Annotated in this window: 13 protein-coding genes, 1 rRNA gene and 1 pseudogene; 3 read left to right on the forward strand and 12 right to left on the reverse strand. The window is 74.1% G+C overall.

Annotated elements, in window-relative coordinates; genetic code table 11:
• Position 1 precedes the first annotated feature (1 nt).
• Entirely contained in the window at positions 2-892 is an 891-nt protein-coding gene (locus tag ABT403_RS36890; RefSeq protein ID WP_344168845.1) for a ribosome-inactivating family protein, read from the forward strand.
• A gap of 52 nt (positions 893-944) precedes the next feature.
• On the opposite strand, the gene ABT403_RS36895 is transcribed toward ABT403_RS36890, so the two are convergent.
• The 5 genes from ABT403_RS36895 to ABT403_RS36915 all read right to left on the reverse strand — a co-directional run bounded on the left by ABT403_RS36895 (position 945) and on the right by ABT403_RS36915 (position 6,081).
• Positions 945-2,054, reverse strand: coding sequence for a glycosyltransferase family 4 protein (locus ABT403_RS36895; RefSeq protein ID WP_344168842.1), 1,110 nt, complete (start codon positions 2,052-2,054; stop codon positions 945-947).
• Between the two features lie 147 nt (positions 2,055-2,201).
• A complete protein-coding gene (gene recN, locus ABT403_RS36900) occupies positions 2,202-3,920 on the reverse strand; it encodes a DNA repair protein RecN (protein WP_344168839.1) in 1,719 nt (572 codons plus the stop codon).
• Positions 3,921-4,026: 106 nt separating this feature from the next.
• Complete coding sequence (locus ABT403_RS36905) at positions 4,027-5,001, reverse strand: NAD kinase (protein WP_344168836.1); 975 nt, start codon at positions 4,999-5,001, stop codon at positions 4,027-4,029.
• Positions 4,998-5,813 carry a TlyA family RNA methyltransferase gene (locus ABT403_RS36910; RefSeq protein WP_344168833.1) on the reverse strand — a complete coding sequence of 272 codons (816 nt, stop codon included), beginning with the start codon at positions 5,811-5,813 and terminating at the stop codon, positions 4,998-5,000. The genes ABT403_RS36905 and ABT403_RS36910 overlap by 4 nt, the downstream gene beginning before the upstream one ends.
• Positions 5,814-5,820: 7 nt before the next feature.
• Positions 5,821-6,081 carry a hypothetical protein gene (locus tag ABT403_RS36915; protein WP_344168830.1) on the reverse strand — a complete coding sequence of 87 codons (261 nt, stop codon included), beginning with the start codon at positions 6,079-6,081 and terminating at the stop codon, positions 5,821-5,823.
• 66 nt (positions 6,082-6,147) lie between these two features.
• On the opposite strand from ABT403_RS36915, the gene ABT403_RS36920 reads away from it, so the two are divergent.
• Entirely contained in the window at positions 6,148-6,495 is a 348-nt protein-coding gene (locus ABT403_RS36920) for an SCP2 sterol-binding domain-containing protein (protein ID WP_344168827.1), read from the forward strand.
• Between the two features lie 78 nt (positions 6,496-6,573).
• Here ABT403_RS36920 and ABT403_RS36925 read toward each other — a convergent pair whose 3' ends face one another.
• The 4 genes from ABT403_RS36925 to ABT403_RS36940 all read right to left on the reverse strand — a co-directional run bounded on the left by ABT403_RS36925 (position 6,574) and on the right by ABT403_RS36940 (position 10,655).
• Positions 6,574-7,434 carry an ABC transporter ATP-binding protein gene (locus ABT403_RS36925; RefSeq protein ID WP_344168824.1) on the reverse strand — a complete coding sequence of 287 codons (861 nt, stop codon included), beginning with the start codon at positions 7,432-7,434 and terminating at the stop codon, positions 6,574-6,576.
• Positions 7,431-8,492, reverse strand: a complete 1,062-nt coding sequence (locus ABT403_RS36930) for a FecCD family ABC transporter permease (RefSeq protein WP_344168821.1) — start codon at positions 8,490-8,492, stop codon at positions 7,431-7,433. The genes ABT403_RS36925 and ABT403_RS36930 overlap by 4 nt, the downstream gene beginning before the upstream one ends.
• A complete protein-coding gene (locus tag ABT403_RS36935) occupies positions 8,489-9,448 on the reverse strand; it encodes a FecCD family ABC transporter permease (RefSeq protein WP_425580338.1) in 960 nt (319 codons plus the stop codon). The genes ABT403_RS36930 and ABT403_RS36935 overlap by 4 nt, the downstream gene beginning before the upstream one ends.
• Positions 9,449-9,611: 163 nt before the next feature.
• Complete coding sequence (locus tag ABT403_RS36940; protein WP_344168818.1) at positions 9,612-10,655, reverse strand: HAD hydrolase-like protein; 1,044 nt, start codon at positions 10,653-10,655, stop codon at positions 9,612-9,614.
• A gap of 143 nt (positions 10,656-10,798) precedes the next feature.
• Between ABT403_RS36940 and ABT403_RS36945 the strand changes: the two genes are divergently transcribed.
• On the forward strand, positions 10,799-12,070 hold the full coding sequence (locus tag ABT403_RS36945; RefSeq protein ID WP_344168815.1) for a DUF1015 family protein: 1,272 nt from the start codon (positions 10,799-10,801) through the stop codon (positions 12,068-12,070).
• A 100-nt stretch (positions 12,071-12,170) separates the two neighbouring features.
• Here the strand turns inward: ABT403_RS36945 and ABT403_RS36950 are convergent, their stop codons facing one another.
• The 3 genes and pseudogenes from ABT403_RS36950 to rrf form a co-directional block, all read right to left on the reverse strand.
• The gene (locus ABT403_RS36950) at positions 12,171-13,025 is read right to left on the reverse strand and encodes a tetratricopeptide repeat protein (protein WP_344169182.1); all 855 of its coding nucleotides are present in this window, start codon (positions 13,023-13,025) and stop codon (positions 12,171-12,173) included.
• A gap of 93 nt (positions 13,026-13,118) precedes the next feature.
• Positions 13,119-14,462, reverse strand: a pseudogene (locus ABT403_RS39115) (hypothetical protein); the annotation flags it as partial.
• A 167-nt stretch (positions 14,463-14,629) separates the two neighbouring features.
• Positions 14,630-14,720, reverse strand: a 5S ribosomal RNA gene (rrf, locus tag ABT403_RS36960); the annotation flags it as partial.

Below are 14,720 nucleotides of genomic sequence, written 5' to 3' on the forward strand. Positions count from 1 at the left end.
GATGCGCAAGCCCCTCGTCGCGGCACTCCTGTGCCTGCCCCTGCTGGCCGTGGCCGCTCCCGCCGCCCAGGCCGCCGAATCCCGCCCCGAGTCAGCCCCCGTCTCCGCCCTCCAGGTCCCGATCCGCACGGTCAACTGGGACCTGACCTCCACCAACACCAACACCCTGCGCGCCCGCTACTCGGACTTCATCAGGTCGCTGCGCAACACCGGCAGCATGGTGGGCGGCTCCGGTTCGGACGCGGTGTGGGAGACCAGCCGCGGCAACGAGGTCATCGCGGTCAACGTCGCCTTCAACTGGTTCGAGAACAATCAGACCGTCAGGCGGTCACTCACGCTCTACCTCACCGCCAACGACCTCTACCTGCGCGGCTTCTCCACCGGCAATGCCGGCAACGTCGTCCAGTTCAGCCAGGTCGGGGAGGACCAGCCCTTCGACCTCGGCCACGAGATCGGCCGCAACGCCATCGTCCTGCCCTACACCGGGCGCTACGGCGGCCAGCGCAGCCTGGGGCACGGATCGACGGAGAGCCGGCAGCTGTGGCTCACCCCGAACGGAGTGTGGGGCAACATGAACTCCCTGTGGGAGTACGCCCGCAACGGGGGCAACGCGGACTCGATCCGCGACGACCTGGTCGCCGCGATCGCCCTGACCTCCGAGTCGGCCCGCTTCCGCAATATCGAGGGCACGGTGCGCCAGGCCCTCGGCGGCGGTACCTCCCTGACCGCCCAGGAAGCCGAGGAGGAGAACGACTGGGCCCGGGGCTCCCGGTACATCTACCGGGAGCGCAACGGCTCCCACCCGACGCCGACCGACATCGGCGGTGTCACCGTGACCAGCTACGCACAGGCGACGCAGTACATCGCCATGCTGCGCAGCGACCAGCGGTAAGGGCCGGCGGTAGCGGCCGCCGACGCCGCGGCCCCGTACGGGGCCGCGGCGTTCAGCGCTGCCGTTCCATCAACTCGTCGTACACCGACAGGACCTGCGCCACCGTGTCGTCCTCCGACGGCCAGGTCGCCGCCTGGGCGCGGCCGGCGAGGGCGAGGGCCGCGCGGCGGTCCGGGTCGTCCAGGAGGCCGGCGACCGCGCCCGCCAGGGCGCCGGAGTCGCCGTACGGGACCAGGACAGCCGCGTCTCCGACCAGTTCCGGGATCCCGCCGACCTCCGTCGCCACCAGGGCCACCCCCGCCCGCAGGGCCTCCTGCGCCAGCAGGGAGCGGCCCTCCCAGCGGCTGGGCAGAACGGCGACGTCCGCCGCCGCCAGCAGGCGGTCGGCGTCGTGGCGGCGGCCCAGGAGGCGGACGGGGAGGCCCTCCGTCTCGATGCGGCGGGTCAGTTCGGGCCGCAGCGGCCCCTCCCCCGCGATCACCAGCAGCGGCACCGGCTCCAGCACCCGCCAGGCCCGCGCCGCGTCCAGCAGGACGGAGTACCCGCGCCGGGCGACGAGGCTACCGACGGCGATGACCAACGGGCGTTCCACCACGCCCAGTTCCGCCCGGATCTTGCCCGCCTCGGCTGCCGCCGGCGCCGCCGGTACGGCGACCGCCGCGAGCCGGGCGTCCCGCGCGCCCCGCTTCCGGGCGAGGTCGACCTGGTCGGAGGAGGAGCCCAGGACCACCGCCGCGGCCCGGGCCACGTGACGTTCCAGCAGGCGGCCGAGGCGCCCCAGCGGGCCCGCGTCCGGTGCGCTGCCGTGCCAGGTGACCACCAGCGGGGCGCGGCGGCCCCGGCCCCGCAGGGCGAGGGCGGCCCGCATCCCGGCGCGGACGCCGTGGGCGTGGACCACGTCGGCCCCGGCGCAGGCGGCCCGCAGGGCGCTCACCGCGTCGGGGGTGAACTCCGCCCCCGCGCCGGTGAAGTCGTACTCCCCCTCGGCCGCGACGGGGGCGCACACGGTCACCCGCACGCCCCGCGCCGCGAGCCCCGTGGTGAGGGAGCGCACGTGCGCGCTGCTGCCGGCGCCCGCGCCCCCGAGGACCTGGACGGTGCGCAGCGGCGGCCGCCCGTACGGCAGGGCGGGCGGCGGTACCGAAGCCGGGGAGCTGCTCACGGGCGGAAGCTCCAGGGTGAGGGGTCAGGGACGTCGCCCAGGATGCCAGTCCGCACGCGCGTTCCGGGACCATACGGGTACGGATCCCGTACGGGATACCGCAGTGCGCCCCCCAGCCTCACCCACACGGGCTAACGATCCGCCGTCTCAGCCGTCCGCCCGTGCCGCCGCGAGGAGTTCCTCGGCGTGGGCCCTGGCCGTCTGTGAGTCCTCCTGGCCGGCGAGCATCCGGGAGAGTTCGCGGATCCGCTCCTCGCCCTCCAGGACCGTGACCCCGGACCGGGTGACCGAGCCGTCGACGGTCTTCTCGACCAGCAGCTGCCGGTCCGCGAAGGCCGCCACCTGGGGGAGGTGGGTGACGACGACGACCTGGGCCGTCTTGGCGAGCTTGGCCAGCCGCCGCCCGATCTCGACGGCCGCCTTGCCGCCGACGCCCGCGTCGACCTCGTCGAAGAGGTACGTGGGCACGGGGGTGGTGCCGGCGAAGACGACCTCGACGGCCAGCATGACCCGGGAGAGCTCACCTCCGGAGGCGCCCTTGGCGATCGGCCGGGGCTGGGCGCCCGGGTGCGGGGCGAGCAGCAGTTCGACCTCGTCCGCGCCCGTGGGCCCGTACGCGACCGGCCGGCCGCCGACCTCGACGCCCTCGGGGTCCTCCGTCTGGCGGATGTCGATGGTCACCCGGGCGTGCGGCATGGCCAGGGAGGCCAGCTCGGCGGTGACCGCGGCGGCGAACCGCTCGGCGGCCTCGGTCCGGGCGTCGGTCAGCGCCTGGGCCAGCTGGGACAGCTCGGCGCGCAGCGCGTCCCGCTCGGCGGTCAGCTCCTCGATCCGCTCGTCGTCGCCGTCGAGCTCCAGCAGCCGCGCCGAGCCCTTGCGGGCCCAGTCCAGCACGGAGTCGATGGAGTCCCCGTACTTGCGGGTCAGCTGGGTCAGCGCCGCCCGCCGCTCCTCGACGGCGGCCAGCCGCAGCGGATCGGCGTCCAGGTCGTCGGCGTACCCGGCGAGCTCGCCGGCCACGTCGCCGAGCAGGATGCCCAGTTCCCCGATCCGGTCGGCGAGCGCGCCGAGGACCGGGTCGTGGGAGCGTACGGATTCCAGGGCGCGGTGCGCGCCGGCGACGAGGGTGTTGGCGTCGACGCCCTCCGGGTCCTCGACGTCGCCGGCGAGGGCCGCGTGCGCGGCCTGCGCGGCGGAGGCCAGGGACTCGGCGTGGCCGAGCCGTTCGGCCTCGGCGGCCAGCTCGGCGTCCTCGCCGGGCAGCGGCTCGACGGCGGCGACCTCGTCCAGGCCGAAGCGCAGCAGGTCCGCCTCCTGCGCCCGTTCCCGGGCGCGGGTGGTGATCGTCTCCAGTTCGGCGGAGGCGGCCCGCAGCCGCCGGTAGGCGCCCGCGTACTTCTCCAGGGGGACGGCGACCGCGTCGCCGGCGTACCGGTCGAGGGCCTGCCGCTGGCGCGCGGGCCGCAGCAGGCCCTGCTGGTCGGTCTGCCCGTGGACGGCGACCAGGTCGTCGGCGAGCTCGGAGAGCAGGCCGACGGGTACGGAGCGGCCGCCGACATGGGCGCGCGAGCGCCCCTCGGCGGACACCGTCCGGCTGATCAGCAGGGCGCCCTCGTCGAGCTCGGCCCCGGCCTCCTCGGCGCGCACGGCGGCGGCCGCGTCCGGGCGCAGGACGACGCGGCCCTCGACCACCGCCGCCTTGGCCCCGATCCGCACCAGGGCCGGGTCGGCCCGGCCGCCGAGCAGCAGCCCGAGGCTGGTGACGACCATCGTCTTGCCCGCGCCGGTCTCGCCGGTCACCGCGGTGAAACCGGGCGACAGCTCGACCACCGCGTCGTCGATGACCCCGAGTGACCGTATCCGCATCTCCTCAAGCACGGGACGACCATACCGAGGTTTCGCGGGTGCCATGTGACCTCACCCGCCCGGAGTTTTCCGAACGGGTGTGCTAATAGCGGGTCCGGTGGCGTGCTCAGTGCGGTGCGCCGCGCCAACCCGACACCGGCAGCGCGAACTTCGCCACGAGCCGGTCCGTGAAGGACGCGTGGTGCAGCCGGGCGAGCCGCACCGGCACCGTCCCGCGCCGGACCTCGACCCGCGCCCCGGCGGGCAGCTCCAGCGTCCGCCGGCCGTCGCACCACAGCACCCCGTGCTGGGTCCCGGTCTGCACCTCCACCGCCAGCACCGAGTCCGGCGAGGTGACCAGCGGCTTCGCGAACAGGGCGTGCGCGCTGATCGGCACCATCAGCAGCGCCTCCACCTCCGGCCACACCACCGGACCGCCCGCCGAGAAGGCGTACGCCGTCGAGCCGGTCGGCGTCGCACAGACGATGCCGTCGCACCCGAAGCCGGTCACCGGCCGCCCGTCGATCTCCAGGACCACCTCCAGCATCCGCTCGGCGGACACCTTCTGGACGGCGGCCTCGTTCAGCGCCCAGTCCCGGTGGACCACGTCACCGTTGGTCCGGACGAGGACGTCGAGGGTCATCCGCTCCTCGACCTCGTACGCCTTGCGCACCACCCGGTCCACCACCCGGTCGAGGTCGTCGCGCTCGGCCTCGGCGAGGAAGCCCACCCGGCCCAGGTTGACGCCCAGCATCGGCACCCCCGACCCGCGCGCGAACTCCGCCCCGCGCAGCAGGGTCCCGTCCCCGCCCAGCACGATCAGCAGCTCGCAGCCGGCCAGCACCTCGGGCGTGCACTCGCCGACGAGCTCCACCTCGGGCGGCAGCGGCAGGTCCCGCGCCTCGTGCGCGAGGACCCGCACCCCGATCCCCGACTTCAGCAGCCCCAGCACCACCAGCTCGGCGCTGCGTATGGCCGCGGGCCGCCCGGTGTGGGCGACCAGGAAGACGGTGCGCGGCCCTTCCGGCTCCCCCGCCCCCGGTCCCCCCGGGAGCTCCGCACCCTTCGAACCCTCTGACGCTGACGATGACGAATCTGTCACTGAGGCCCCTCCGCCACTGCACGGTCGACATCCCCCGGGTCGAGTGCCGGTGCCCCCGCCCGAAGCCACAGAAAGTACTCGACGTTCCCCGACGGCCCGGGCAGCGGGCTCGCGGTGACCCCCAGCACGCCCAGGCCCAGCTTCCAGGCCTGCGCGGCGACCTCCCGCACGGCCTCGGCCCGCAGCTCGGGGCTGCGGACCACTCCGCCGCTGCCGAGGCGCTCCTTGCCCACCTCGAACTGCGGCTTGACCATCAGCACCAGGTCGGCGCCGGGCGCCGTGCACCGCACCAGGGCGGGCAGCACCAGGCCGATCGAGATGAACGACAGGTCGCCGACGACCAGGTCCACGGGGACGTCGTCGATCAGTTCGAGCGTCAGCTCGCGCACGTTCGTCCGGTCCTTGACGGTCACCCGCCCGTCGCTCTGCAGCGACCAGGCCAGCTGCCCGTAGCCGACGTCCACGGCCACGACGTGGGCCACGCCCGCGCGCAGCAGCACGTCGGTGAAGCCTCCGGTCGAGGCGCCCGCGTCCAGCGCCCGGCGGCCCTCGACGGCCAGCCCCAGCGGCCGGAAGGCGGCGAGCGCGCCGGCCAGTTTGTGGCCGCCCCGGGAGACGTAGTCGGGGTCGCCGTCGTCCTTGAGGACGACGAGGGCCGCGCTGGTCTCGACCTGGGTGGCCGGCTTGGTCGCGGTGGTGCCGCCGACGGTCACCCGGCCCGCGGCGATCAGCTGGGCCGCGTGCTCCCGCGAGCGGGCCATGCTGCGGCGTACCAGTTCGGCGTCCAGGCGGCGGCGTGCCACTCCTGCCACGTTCGGTTCAGCTCCTGTTTTCGTACGGACCGGGGACGGGCTGTGCGTCCAGCGCCGTCAGCGCCTCACGCAGTCCCCTGTGTACATCCTCGTACACCTCGACGTGCCCGTCCGCCGCCAGGTGGTCCGCGTCCGCGAGCCGCTCCAGGTACGCGTCGATCCCGGGGTGGCCGGTGGGGGTGCGTACGAGGCCCAGCGGCGCGGGCCCGGCGGGCTCGGCGGGCTCCCGGGGGACGTCCGGGAGACCCCCGGACACTTCGTCGGTCATGCTCCCGACGCTACCCCGAAGCACCGCCCCTGCCACGCACGGCTCTGCGGTACGGTCGAGGGCACCATGGCTACGATCCAGGAGTGCCGCGCGGCACTCGACCGACTCTCCGACAACCTCGCGGGCGCCGACGGCGACGTGCGCGGCGCGGCCGCCCTCGACCGCTCCCTGAGCTGCCACATCACCGACCTCGACGTGACCTTCACCGGCCGCCTCGAAGGCGGCCGGATCCGGGTGGACGCCCTGACCCCCGGCCCGCCCCGCTCCAAGGCCGAGATCCGGCTCGCCATGTCGGGCGACGACCTGCTCGCGCTGGTCGACGGACAGCTGAAGTTCGCCAAGGCCTGGGCCTCGGGCCGGGTCCGCCTGGAGGCCGGCTTCCGCGACCTCCTGCGCCTCAAGAGCCTCCTGTAGCCCCTCGAACCCCGCCCTGGCCTCAGACCGCCCGCCCCGGCTCAGACGCCCGCCCCGGCTCAGACCGCCCGCCCTGGCTCAGACGCCCGCCTTGGCACGGGCCTGCCGGGCCGCCGGGACCACCAGCGGCGTCCCGGTCTCCGGGTCGTCGATGACCCGGCAGCGCACCCCGAACACCTCTTCCACCAGCCCGGCGGTGACCACCTCAGCCGGCGGCCCCTCGGCGACGACCACCCCGCCGCGCAGGGCGATCAGGTGCGTGGCGTAGCGGGCCGCCTGGTTGAGGTCGTGCAGGACCGCCACCAGGGTCCGGCCCCGCTCCTCGTGCAGCCGGGCACACAGGTCGAGGACCTCCAGCTGGTGCTGGATGTCCAGATAGGTCGTCGGCTCGTCGAGGAGCAGCAGCGGGGTCTCCTGGGCCAGCGCCATGGCGATCCACACCCGCTGGCGCTGCCCGCCCGACAGCTCGTCCACGGCCCGGTCGGCGAGTTCGGCGACCCCGGTGGAGGCCATCGACTCCAGCACGATCCGCTCGTCCCGCTCCGACCACTGGCGCAGCAGCCCCTGGTGCGGATAACGGCCCCGGGCGACCAGGTCGGCGACGGTGATCCCGTCGGGGGCCACCGAGGACTGCGGCAGCAGCCCCAGCGTGCGGGCCACCTGCTTCGCGGGCGTCGAGGTGATGGCCCGCCCGTCCAGCAGCACCCGTCCGGCGGTGGGCTTGAGCATCCGCGACAGGGCGCGCAGCAGCGTGGACTTGCCGCAGGCGTTGGGGCCGACGATCACCGTGAAGGAGTGGTCGGGGATCTCCACCGAGAGGTTCTCGGCGATGACCCGCTGGTCGTAGCCGAGGGTGACGTTCTCCGCGGTCAGCCTCTGCACCTGCGTACTCCTCGTTTCGGCCGGGCCGCGCCCGTCGGTGTGCGTCGTGTCCGTCATATCCGTCCCGCCTTGCGCTCCGTGACGAGCAGCCAGAGCAGGTAGACCCCGCCGACCAGGCCCGTGACCACGCCCACCGGCAGCTGGTCCGCGCCGAAGGCCCGCTGGGAGGCCAGGTCGGAGGCCAGCAGCAGGACGGTGCCCATCAGCGCGCCGGTCAGCAGGTTCGGGCCGGGAGAGCGGGTAAGTCGCCGCGCCAGCTGCGGCGCGGCCAGCGCGACGAAGCTGATCGGGCCGGCCGCGGCGGCGGCCGCCGTGGTCAGCAGGACCGCCGCCAGCATCAGCAGCATCCGGGTCCGTTCCACCGGCACGCCCAGGGCGTACGCGGCGTCGTCGCCCATCTCGATCACCCGCAGGGCCCGGCCCTGCCCGAGGACCAGCGGGAACAGCAGCGCGCAGCTCACCAGCAGCGGCCAGACCTGCGCCCAGTCCCGGCCGGCCAGCGAGCCGGTCAGCCAGACCATCGCCCGGGTCGCCTCGATGAGCTCCGCCTTGGCGATCAGGTACTGGATCACGGCGACGAGGACGGCGGAGGCGCCGATGCCGACCAGCACCAGCCGGTACCCGTGGATCCCCTTCTTGTACGCGAGGACGTAGACCACGACGCCGGCCAGCACCCCGCCGACGACCGCGCCCAGCGCGACCTCGGTGGCCCCGCCCTTGAACAGGGTGATGACGACGAGCGCGCCGACGGCCGAGCCGTACCCGAAGCCGAGCATGTCGGGAGAGCCGAGGGGGTTGCGCGAGACGGACTGGAAGACCGCCCCGGACATCCCGAGGGCCGCGCCCACCAGGATCGCGACCAGGACCCGCGGCAGCCGCAGGTCGTTGACGATGAAGTCGTCGGCGGGGGCGCCGTTGCCCAGCAGGGTCTGGATCACGTCCCCCGGGGCTATCTCGAAGTCGCCGGTGCCGATGAGGACGACCGCCAGCACCAGCGTCGCGGCGAGCAGCAGCAGCCCGGCGAGCAGCGCGCGCGGTTCGACGCGCAGCGAGGTCCCGCCGGGGCCGCGCAGGGTACGCGGCCGGGCGGCCGCGCGGATCCGGATGTCGGTCACAGCTGGGCCATCCTCTTGCGCCGGACCAGGTGGATGAAGACGGGGCCGCCGACGAGCGCGGTGACGATGCCGACCTGGAGCTCGCCGGGCCGGGTGACGACCCGTCCGACCACGTCGGCGCCGAGCAGCAGCACGGGCGACAGGACGGCCGAGTACGCGAGCACCCAGCGCATGTCGGGCCCGGTGATCAGCCGCGCGAGGTGCGGGATCATCAGCCCGACGAAGACGATCGGCCCGCAGGCGGCGGTCGCGGCCCCGCACAGCAGGGTGATGGCGGCCATCGCCGCGATCCGGGTCCGCGTCAGGTGCGCGCCCAGCGCCCGGGCGGTGTCGTCGCCCATGGCCATCGCGTTGAGGGACCGGCCCAGCGTCAGCGCGAGCAGGGTTCCGGCCAGCAGGAAGGGGGCGACCTGGCGGACGGTGTCCATGTTGGCCGAGGCCAGCGAACCCACCGTCCAGAAGCGGAGCTTGCCGAGGGCCTGGCTGTCCATCAGCTGGACGGCGTTGATGTAGCCGACGAGGGCCGCGCTGGCCGCCGTACCGGCGAGCGCGAGGCGCACCGGGGTGGCGCTGCGGCTGCCGCCGAGCACGTAGACGACGACGGAGACCACGGCGGCGCCGAGGAAGGCCCACCAGACGAACGCGGAGAGCGTGCTCACCCCGAAGAAGCTGATGGCGGAGACCACGGCGGCCGCGGCGCCGGCGTTGACGCCGAGGATGCCGGGCTCGGCGAGGGGGTTGCGGGTCAGGGCCTGCATCACCGCACCGGACAGGCCGAGTCCGAGCCCGACCATCACCCCCAGGAGGGTGCGCGGGACCCGCAGGTCCCGTACGACCACGTCGTTGGTGGTGCCGCCGTAGTGGAACAGCCCGTGCCAGACGTCGCCGAGGGGCATGGCCCTGGCGCCGACGGCGATGCTCGCCACGGCGACCAGGGCCAGTACGGCGAGGGCGATCAGCAGACCGGCGACCCGCCGGCCGTGGCGCGGACGGGCCACGGCCGGCGGCGGCGCGATCCGCTCGGTTTCGGGGGGACTCTCAGCCAACACGAAGGTTAGGTTAGCCTACCCTGCGCCCCGGATGATCCCCTGAACGGCCGAACGCCCCCCGTTCACCCCTTCACCACCCCAGTACGGCCAGCGCCTTCTCCACGTCCCCGGTGTAGGCCCCGTCCCCGGCCGCCGACCAGGCCGCCGCGCACAGCGCCCGCAGCCCGTCGAGCGGATCCGCCTCCCCCTCCGCGACCCGGGTCAGCTCCAGGCCGCTGCCCTCGTGCGCCGCGCTCCAGCCGCCGCAGCTCCAGGCCCCCTGCCGCTCCGCCACCTCCGGCTGCCCGGTCAGCAGCCCGCGCAGGTCCCGGTCCACGTAGGTGGGCCGGTGCCGGGGCTCGGCCCGCAGCAGCTGCCCGGCGTCCGTCACCCCGGTCAGCACCAGCAGCGAGTCCACGTCCCCGTTGAACGCCCCCTCGATGTCGGTGTCCAGCCGGTCGCCGACCACCAGCGGGCGCCGCGCCCCGGTCCGCAGCACCGTCTCCCGGTGCATCGGCGGCAGCGGCTTGCCCGCCACCTGCGGCTCCGCTCCCGTGGCGATCCGTACGACCTCCACGGCGGCCCCGTTGCCCGGTGCGATCCCGCGCGCGCCCGGGATCGTCAGGTCCGTGTTGGACGCGTACCACGGCACCCCGCGGTTGATCGCGTACGCCGCCTCCGCGAAGCGCCCCCACTCCAGGCCGGGCCCGCCGTAGCCCTGGACCACCGCCGCGAGCCCCTCCTCGTCGGCGGACTCCACCGGCACCAGCCCGCGCTCGCGCAGCGCGACCCTCAGCCCCTCCCCGCCGATCACCAGCACCTTCGAACCCGGCTCCACCTGTTCCGCGATCAGCCGGGCCACCGCCTGCGCCGAGGTGATCACCTCGCCCGCCTCGGTCGGGATCCCCAGCTCGCACAGGTGCTCCGCGACCGCCTCGGGGGTCCGCAGCGCGTTGTTGGTGACGTACGCCAGGTGCATCCCGTCGGCCCGGGCCGCCGCGAGCGAGTCCACCGCGTGCGCGATGGCGTGCCCGCCCGCGTACACCACCCCGTCCAGGTCCAGCAGGGCCGTGTCGTACGCCTGGTGCAGACGCCGCTCACTGCCCGCGGGACTGGTCCTGCTCTGCCGGGTCATCTGGCCGCTCCTCAATAACCGTTCTCAAAACGCTCAGGACTGTGGTGCCGCTTCACTTCGTACGATCGATCTTGTCCGAGTTTGCACTACCCCGTCACTCCCCCGGCCATCCCGTATCGCGAAGCGGGTCTTACCATGCACCAATGACCACACCTGGCAACGCGGAGCACGGGCTGCGCCTGACCCCCTTCCACGGCCTGCGCTACGTCCCGGAGCGCGTCGGCAGCCTGGCGGCGGTCACCTCACCGCCGTACGACGTGGTCGTACGCCCCGACGGAGTCGACTACCTCGAGTCCGCGGATCCGCACAACATCGTCCGGCTCATCCTCCCGCAGGCCGGCACCCCGGCGGAGCGCAACGAACAGGCCGCCCGCACCCTGAGCGACTGGCTCGCCCAGGGCGTCCTCAGCGCCGACCCGCAGCCCGCGCTCTACGTCTACGAGCAGCGCAGGGCCGGACTCCTCCAGCGCGGCATCATCGGCGCCCTGGCCCTGTCCACCGCCGAGGACGGCGTCGTGCTGCCCCACGAGGACGTCATGCCGGACGTCGTGACCGACCGCGCGGGCCTCATGCGCGCGACTTCGGCCAATCTCGAACCCCTCCTCCTCACCTACCGCGGTGACGGCCCGGGCGCCGGGGCGGACGCGGTCGTCGAGGCCACCACGACCCGCGAGCCCCTGCTGTCGACGGTCACCGAGGACGGGTTCCGGCACAGCCTGTGGGCCGTCACCGACCCCGCCGAGGTGGCCGTCGTCACCGGCGACCTCGCCCACCGCCAGGCCCTCATCGCCGACGGCCACCACCGCTGGGCCACCTACCTGCGCCTCCAGGAGGAGCACGGCTCGCCGACCCCCTGGGACTTCGGCCTGGTCCTCCTCGTGGACACCGCCCGCTACCCGCTCCAGGTCCGCGCCATCCACCGCATGCTGCGGCGCCTGCCGCTCGCCGAGGCCCTGGCGAAGGCCGAGGGCTCCTTCCGGGTCCGCCCGGTCGACGGGCCCCTCCCGCTGGCCCTGGAAGCCCTGGCGGACGCCTCGGAGCGCGGCAACGCCTTCCTACTGACCGGCGACGGCACGTTCCACCTGGTCACCGACCCCGATCCGGCCCTGATCGAGCGCACCGTCCGCCGCGACCGCCCGGAGGCCTGGCGCCGGCTGGACGCCACGGTGCTGCACGCCTCGCTGCTGGACGCCCTGTGGCAGGTCCCGGACGCCCCGGACCACATCGCGTACATCCACGACGCGGCCGCCACGGTCGCGATGGCCGAACGCCACGGCGGCACCGCCGTGCTGCTGCACCCGGTGCGCGAGGAGGTCGTACGGGACCTGGCCCGCCAGGGCGTCACCATGCCCCGCAAGTCCACCTCCTTCGGCCCGAAGCCGGCCACGGGCCTGGTCCTGCGCAGCCTGGGCTGACGCGCCCGTCCCCCGTCCCCGTCCCCCGTCCCCCGTCCCCCGGACATGCGAAAGGGCGGCACCCCCGAGGGGGTGCCGCCCTTTCCGGCATCAGGCCTCATCAGGCCTTGTCGCGCGCCTCGCGCTCGTCGTCCTCGACGACCGGGGTCTCGTCGGTGAGGTCGACGTCGGAGCCGGCGCCGGCGGCCGGCTCGTACTCCTCGTCGTCCTCGTCGTAGTACTCGGTCTGGTCGGCGGCACGCTCGGCGGCGGCCACCTCGGCCGCGTCCTCGTCCTCGTCGTCCTCGTCACCGAGGTCCTCGACGTCCGCGTCGTCCTCGACCGCGGCGGCGTCCACGAACTCCACGCCGTCGATCTCGGCCAGGCGGTCGGAGGCGTCCGTCGCCCCGTCCTTGTCCGCTTCGAGGGTCTTCGCGAACCACTCCCGCGCCTCGTCCTCACGGCCGGCGGCCAGGAGGGCGTCCGCGTAGGCGTACCGCAGGCGGGCGGTCCACGGCTGCACGGTGTTGGAGGCGAGCTCGGGGCTCTGCAGGGTCACGATGGCGGCGTCGAGCTCGCCCATGTCCCGGCGGGCGCCGGCGGCGACGAGACGCATCTCGACCTGCCCGGCCTTGTCCAGCTTCTGCACCTCGGGCTCACCGGCCATGGCCAGCGCCCGCTCGGGACGGCCGAGGCCGCGCTCGCAGTCGGCCATGACGGGCCACAGCTCGACGGAACCGGTCATCCGCTTGGCGGCACGGAACTCGGCGAGCGCCTCGCTGTACTTCTGCGTCGCGTAGGCGGCGAAGCCGGCGGCCTCGCGCACGGCGGCGACACGGGAGGCCAGACGCAGGGCGATGCGGGAGTACGCGTACGCCTGCTCGGGGTCCTCGTCGATCAGCCGGGCGACCATGACCAGGTTGCGCGAGACCTCCTCGGCCAGGCCCTTGGGCAGGCTCAGGAGCTCCTGGCGCACATCGGCGTCGATCTCGTTGCCGGTGACGTCCTCGTCGATCGGGAGCCGCTTGACCGGGTCCCGGTCGCGGTCGGCACGGAACTCGCGGCCGCCGCGGTCGTCGCGACCACCACGGAAACCACCGCGGTCATCGTGGCCGCCACGGTAGCCACCACGCTCGCCGCCCCGGTCGTCGCGACGCGGGTAGGACGGACGGTCACCCCGGTCGTCACGGCGGCCGTACGAGGGACGGTCCCCGCCCCGGTCGTCACGGCGGCCGTAGGACGGGCGGTCGCCGCCACGGTCGTCACGGCCACCACGGAAGCCGCCCCGGTCGTCGTCGCGACGCGGGTACGAGGGACGGTCGCCCCGGTCGTCACGACGGGGGTAGGACGGACGGTCGCCCCGGTCGCCCCGGTCGTCACGGCGGAAGGAGGGACGGTCGCCGCCACGGTCGTCACGACCGCCACGGAAACCACCGCGCTCGTCGTCGCGACGGGGGTAGGACGGACGCTCACCCCGGTCATCGCGACGGAAGGACGGACGGTCGCCGCCACGGTCGTCACGACCGCCACGGAAACCGCCACGGTCGTCGTCGCGACGCGGCGAGAACGGACGGTCCCCACCGCGGTCGTCACGGCGGAAGGAGGGGCGGTCGCCGCCACGGTCGTCACGACCGCCACGGAAACCACCGCGCTCGTCGTCACGACGGGGGTACGACGGACGGTCCCCACGGTCATCACGACGCGGGTAGGACGGACGGTCCCCACCACGGTCGTCACGACCGCCACGGAAACCGCCACGCTCATCGTCGCGACGCGGGTACGAGGGACGGTCGCCCCCACGGTCATCACGACGCGGGTACGAGGGACGGTCGCCACCACGGTCATCGCGACCGCCACGGAAACCACCGCGCTCATCGTCGCGACGCGGGTACGACGGGCGGTCGCCACCACGGTCATCACGACGCGGGTACGAGGGACGGTCGCCACCACGGTCGTCACGACCGCCACGGAAACCACCACGGTCGTCGTCGCGACGCGGCGAGAACGGACGGTCCCCACCACGGTCGTCACGGCGGAAGGACGGACGGTCGCCACCACGGAAACCACCGCGCTCATCGTCGCGACGCGGGTACGACGGGCGGTCGCCACCACGGTCATCACGACGCGGGTACGAGGGGCGGTCGCCACCACGGTCGTCACGACCGCCACGGAAACCACCGCGCTCGTCGTCGCGACGCGGGTAGGACGGACGGTCGCCGCCACGGTCGTCACGGCGGAAGCCACCGCCGGCGGGACGGCCGCCACGGTCGTCACGGCGGAAGCCGCCACCGGCGGGCCGACCACCGCGGTCGTCGCGGCGGAAGCCACCACGGTCACCGCCACGGTCGTCACGGCCCCCGCGGTAGCCGCCCCTGTCACCGCCGTCGTTGCGACGAGGCTCGCGCTCCGGACGATCGTCGGGAGAGTTGGACATGGGTGTGACTCCTGTCTTCGGGGTACCGCTAGTCATTCTCGCGCAACCAGCCCATGGCCGCGCTTCGGCGTAAAAGAGGTGCAAAACAAAAAGGACCCTTGGTCCTCAGCGTGAACGCTGAGGACCAAGGGTCCTTTTGAAAGATTGTTCGGCGGCGTCCTACTCTCCCACAGGGTCCCCCCTGCAGTACCATCGGCGCTGAAAGGCTTAGCTTCCGGGTTCGGAATGTAACCGGGC

Origin of the sequence: Streptomyces sp. NPDC000075 (assembly GCF_040301925.1) — a bacterium.
Lineage (GTDB): Bacteria > Actinomycetota > Actinomycetes > Streptomycetales > Streptomycetaceae > Streptomyces > Streptomyces polychromogenes.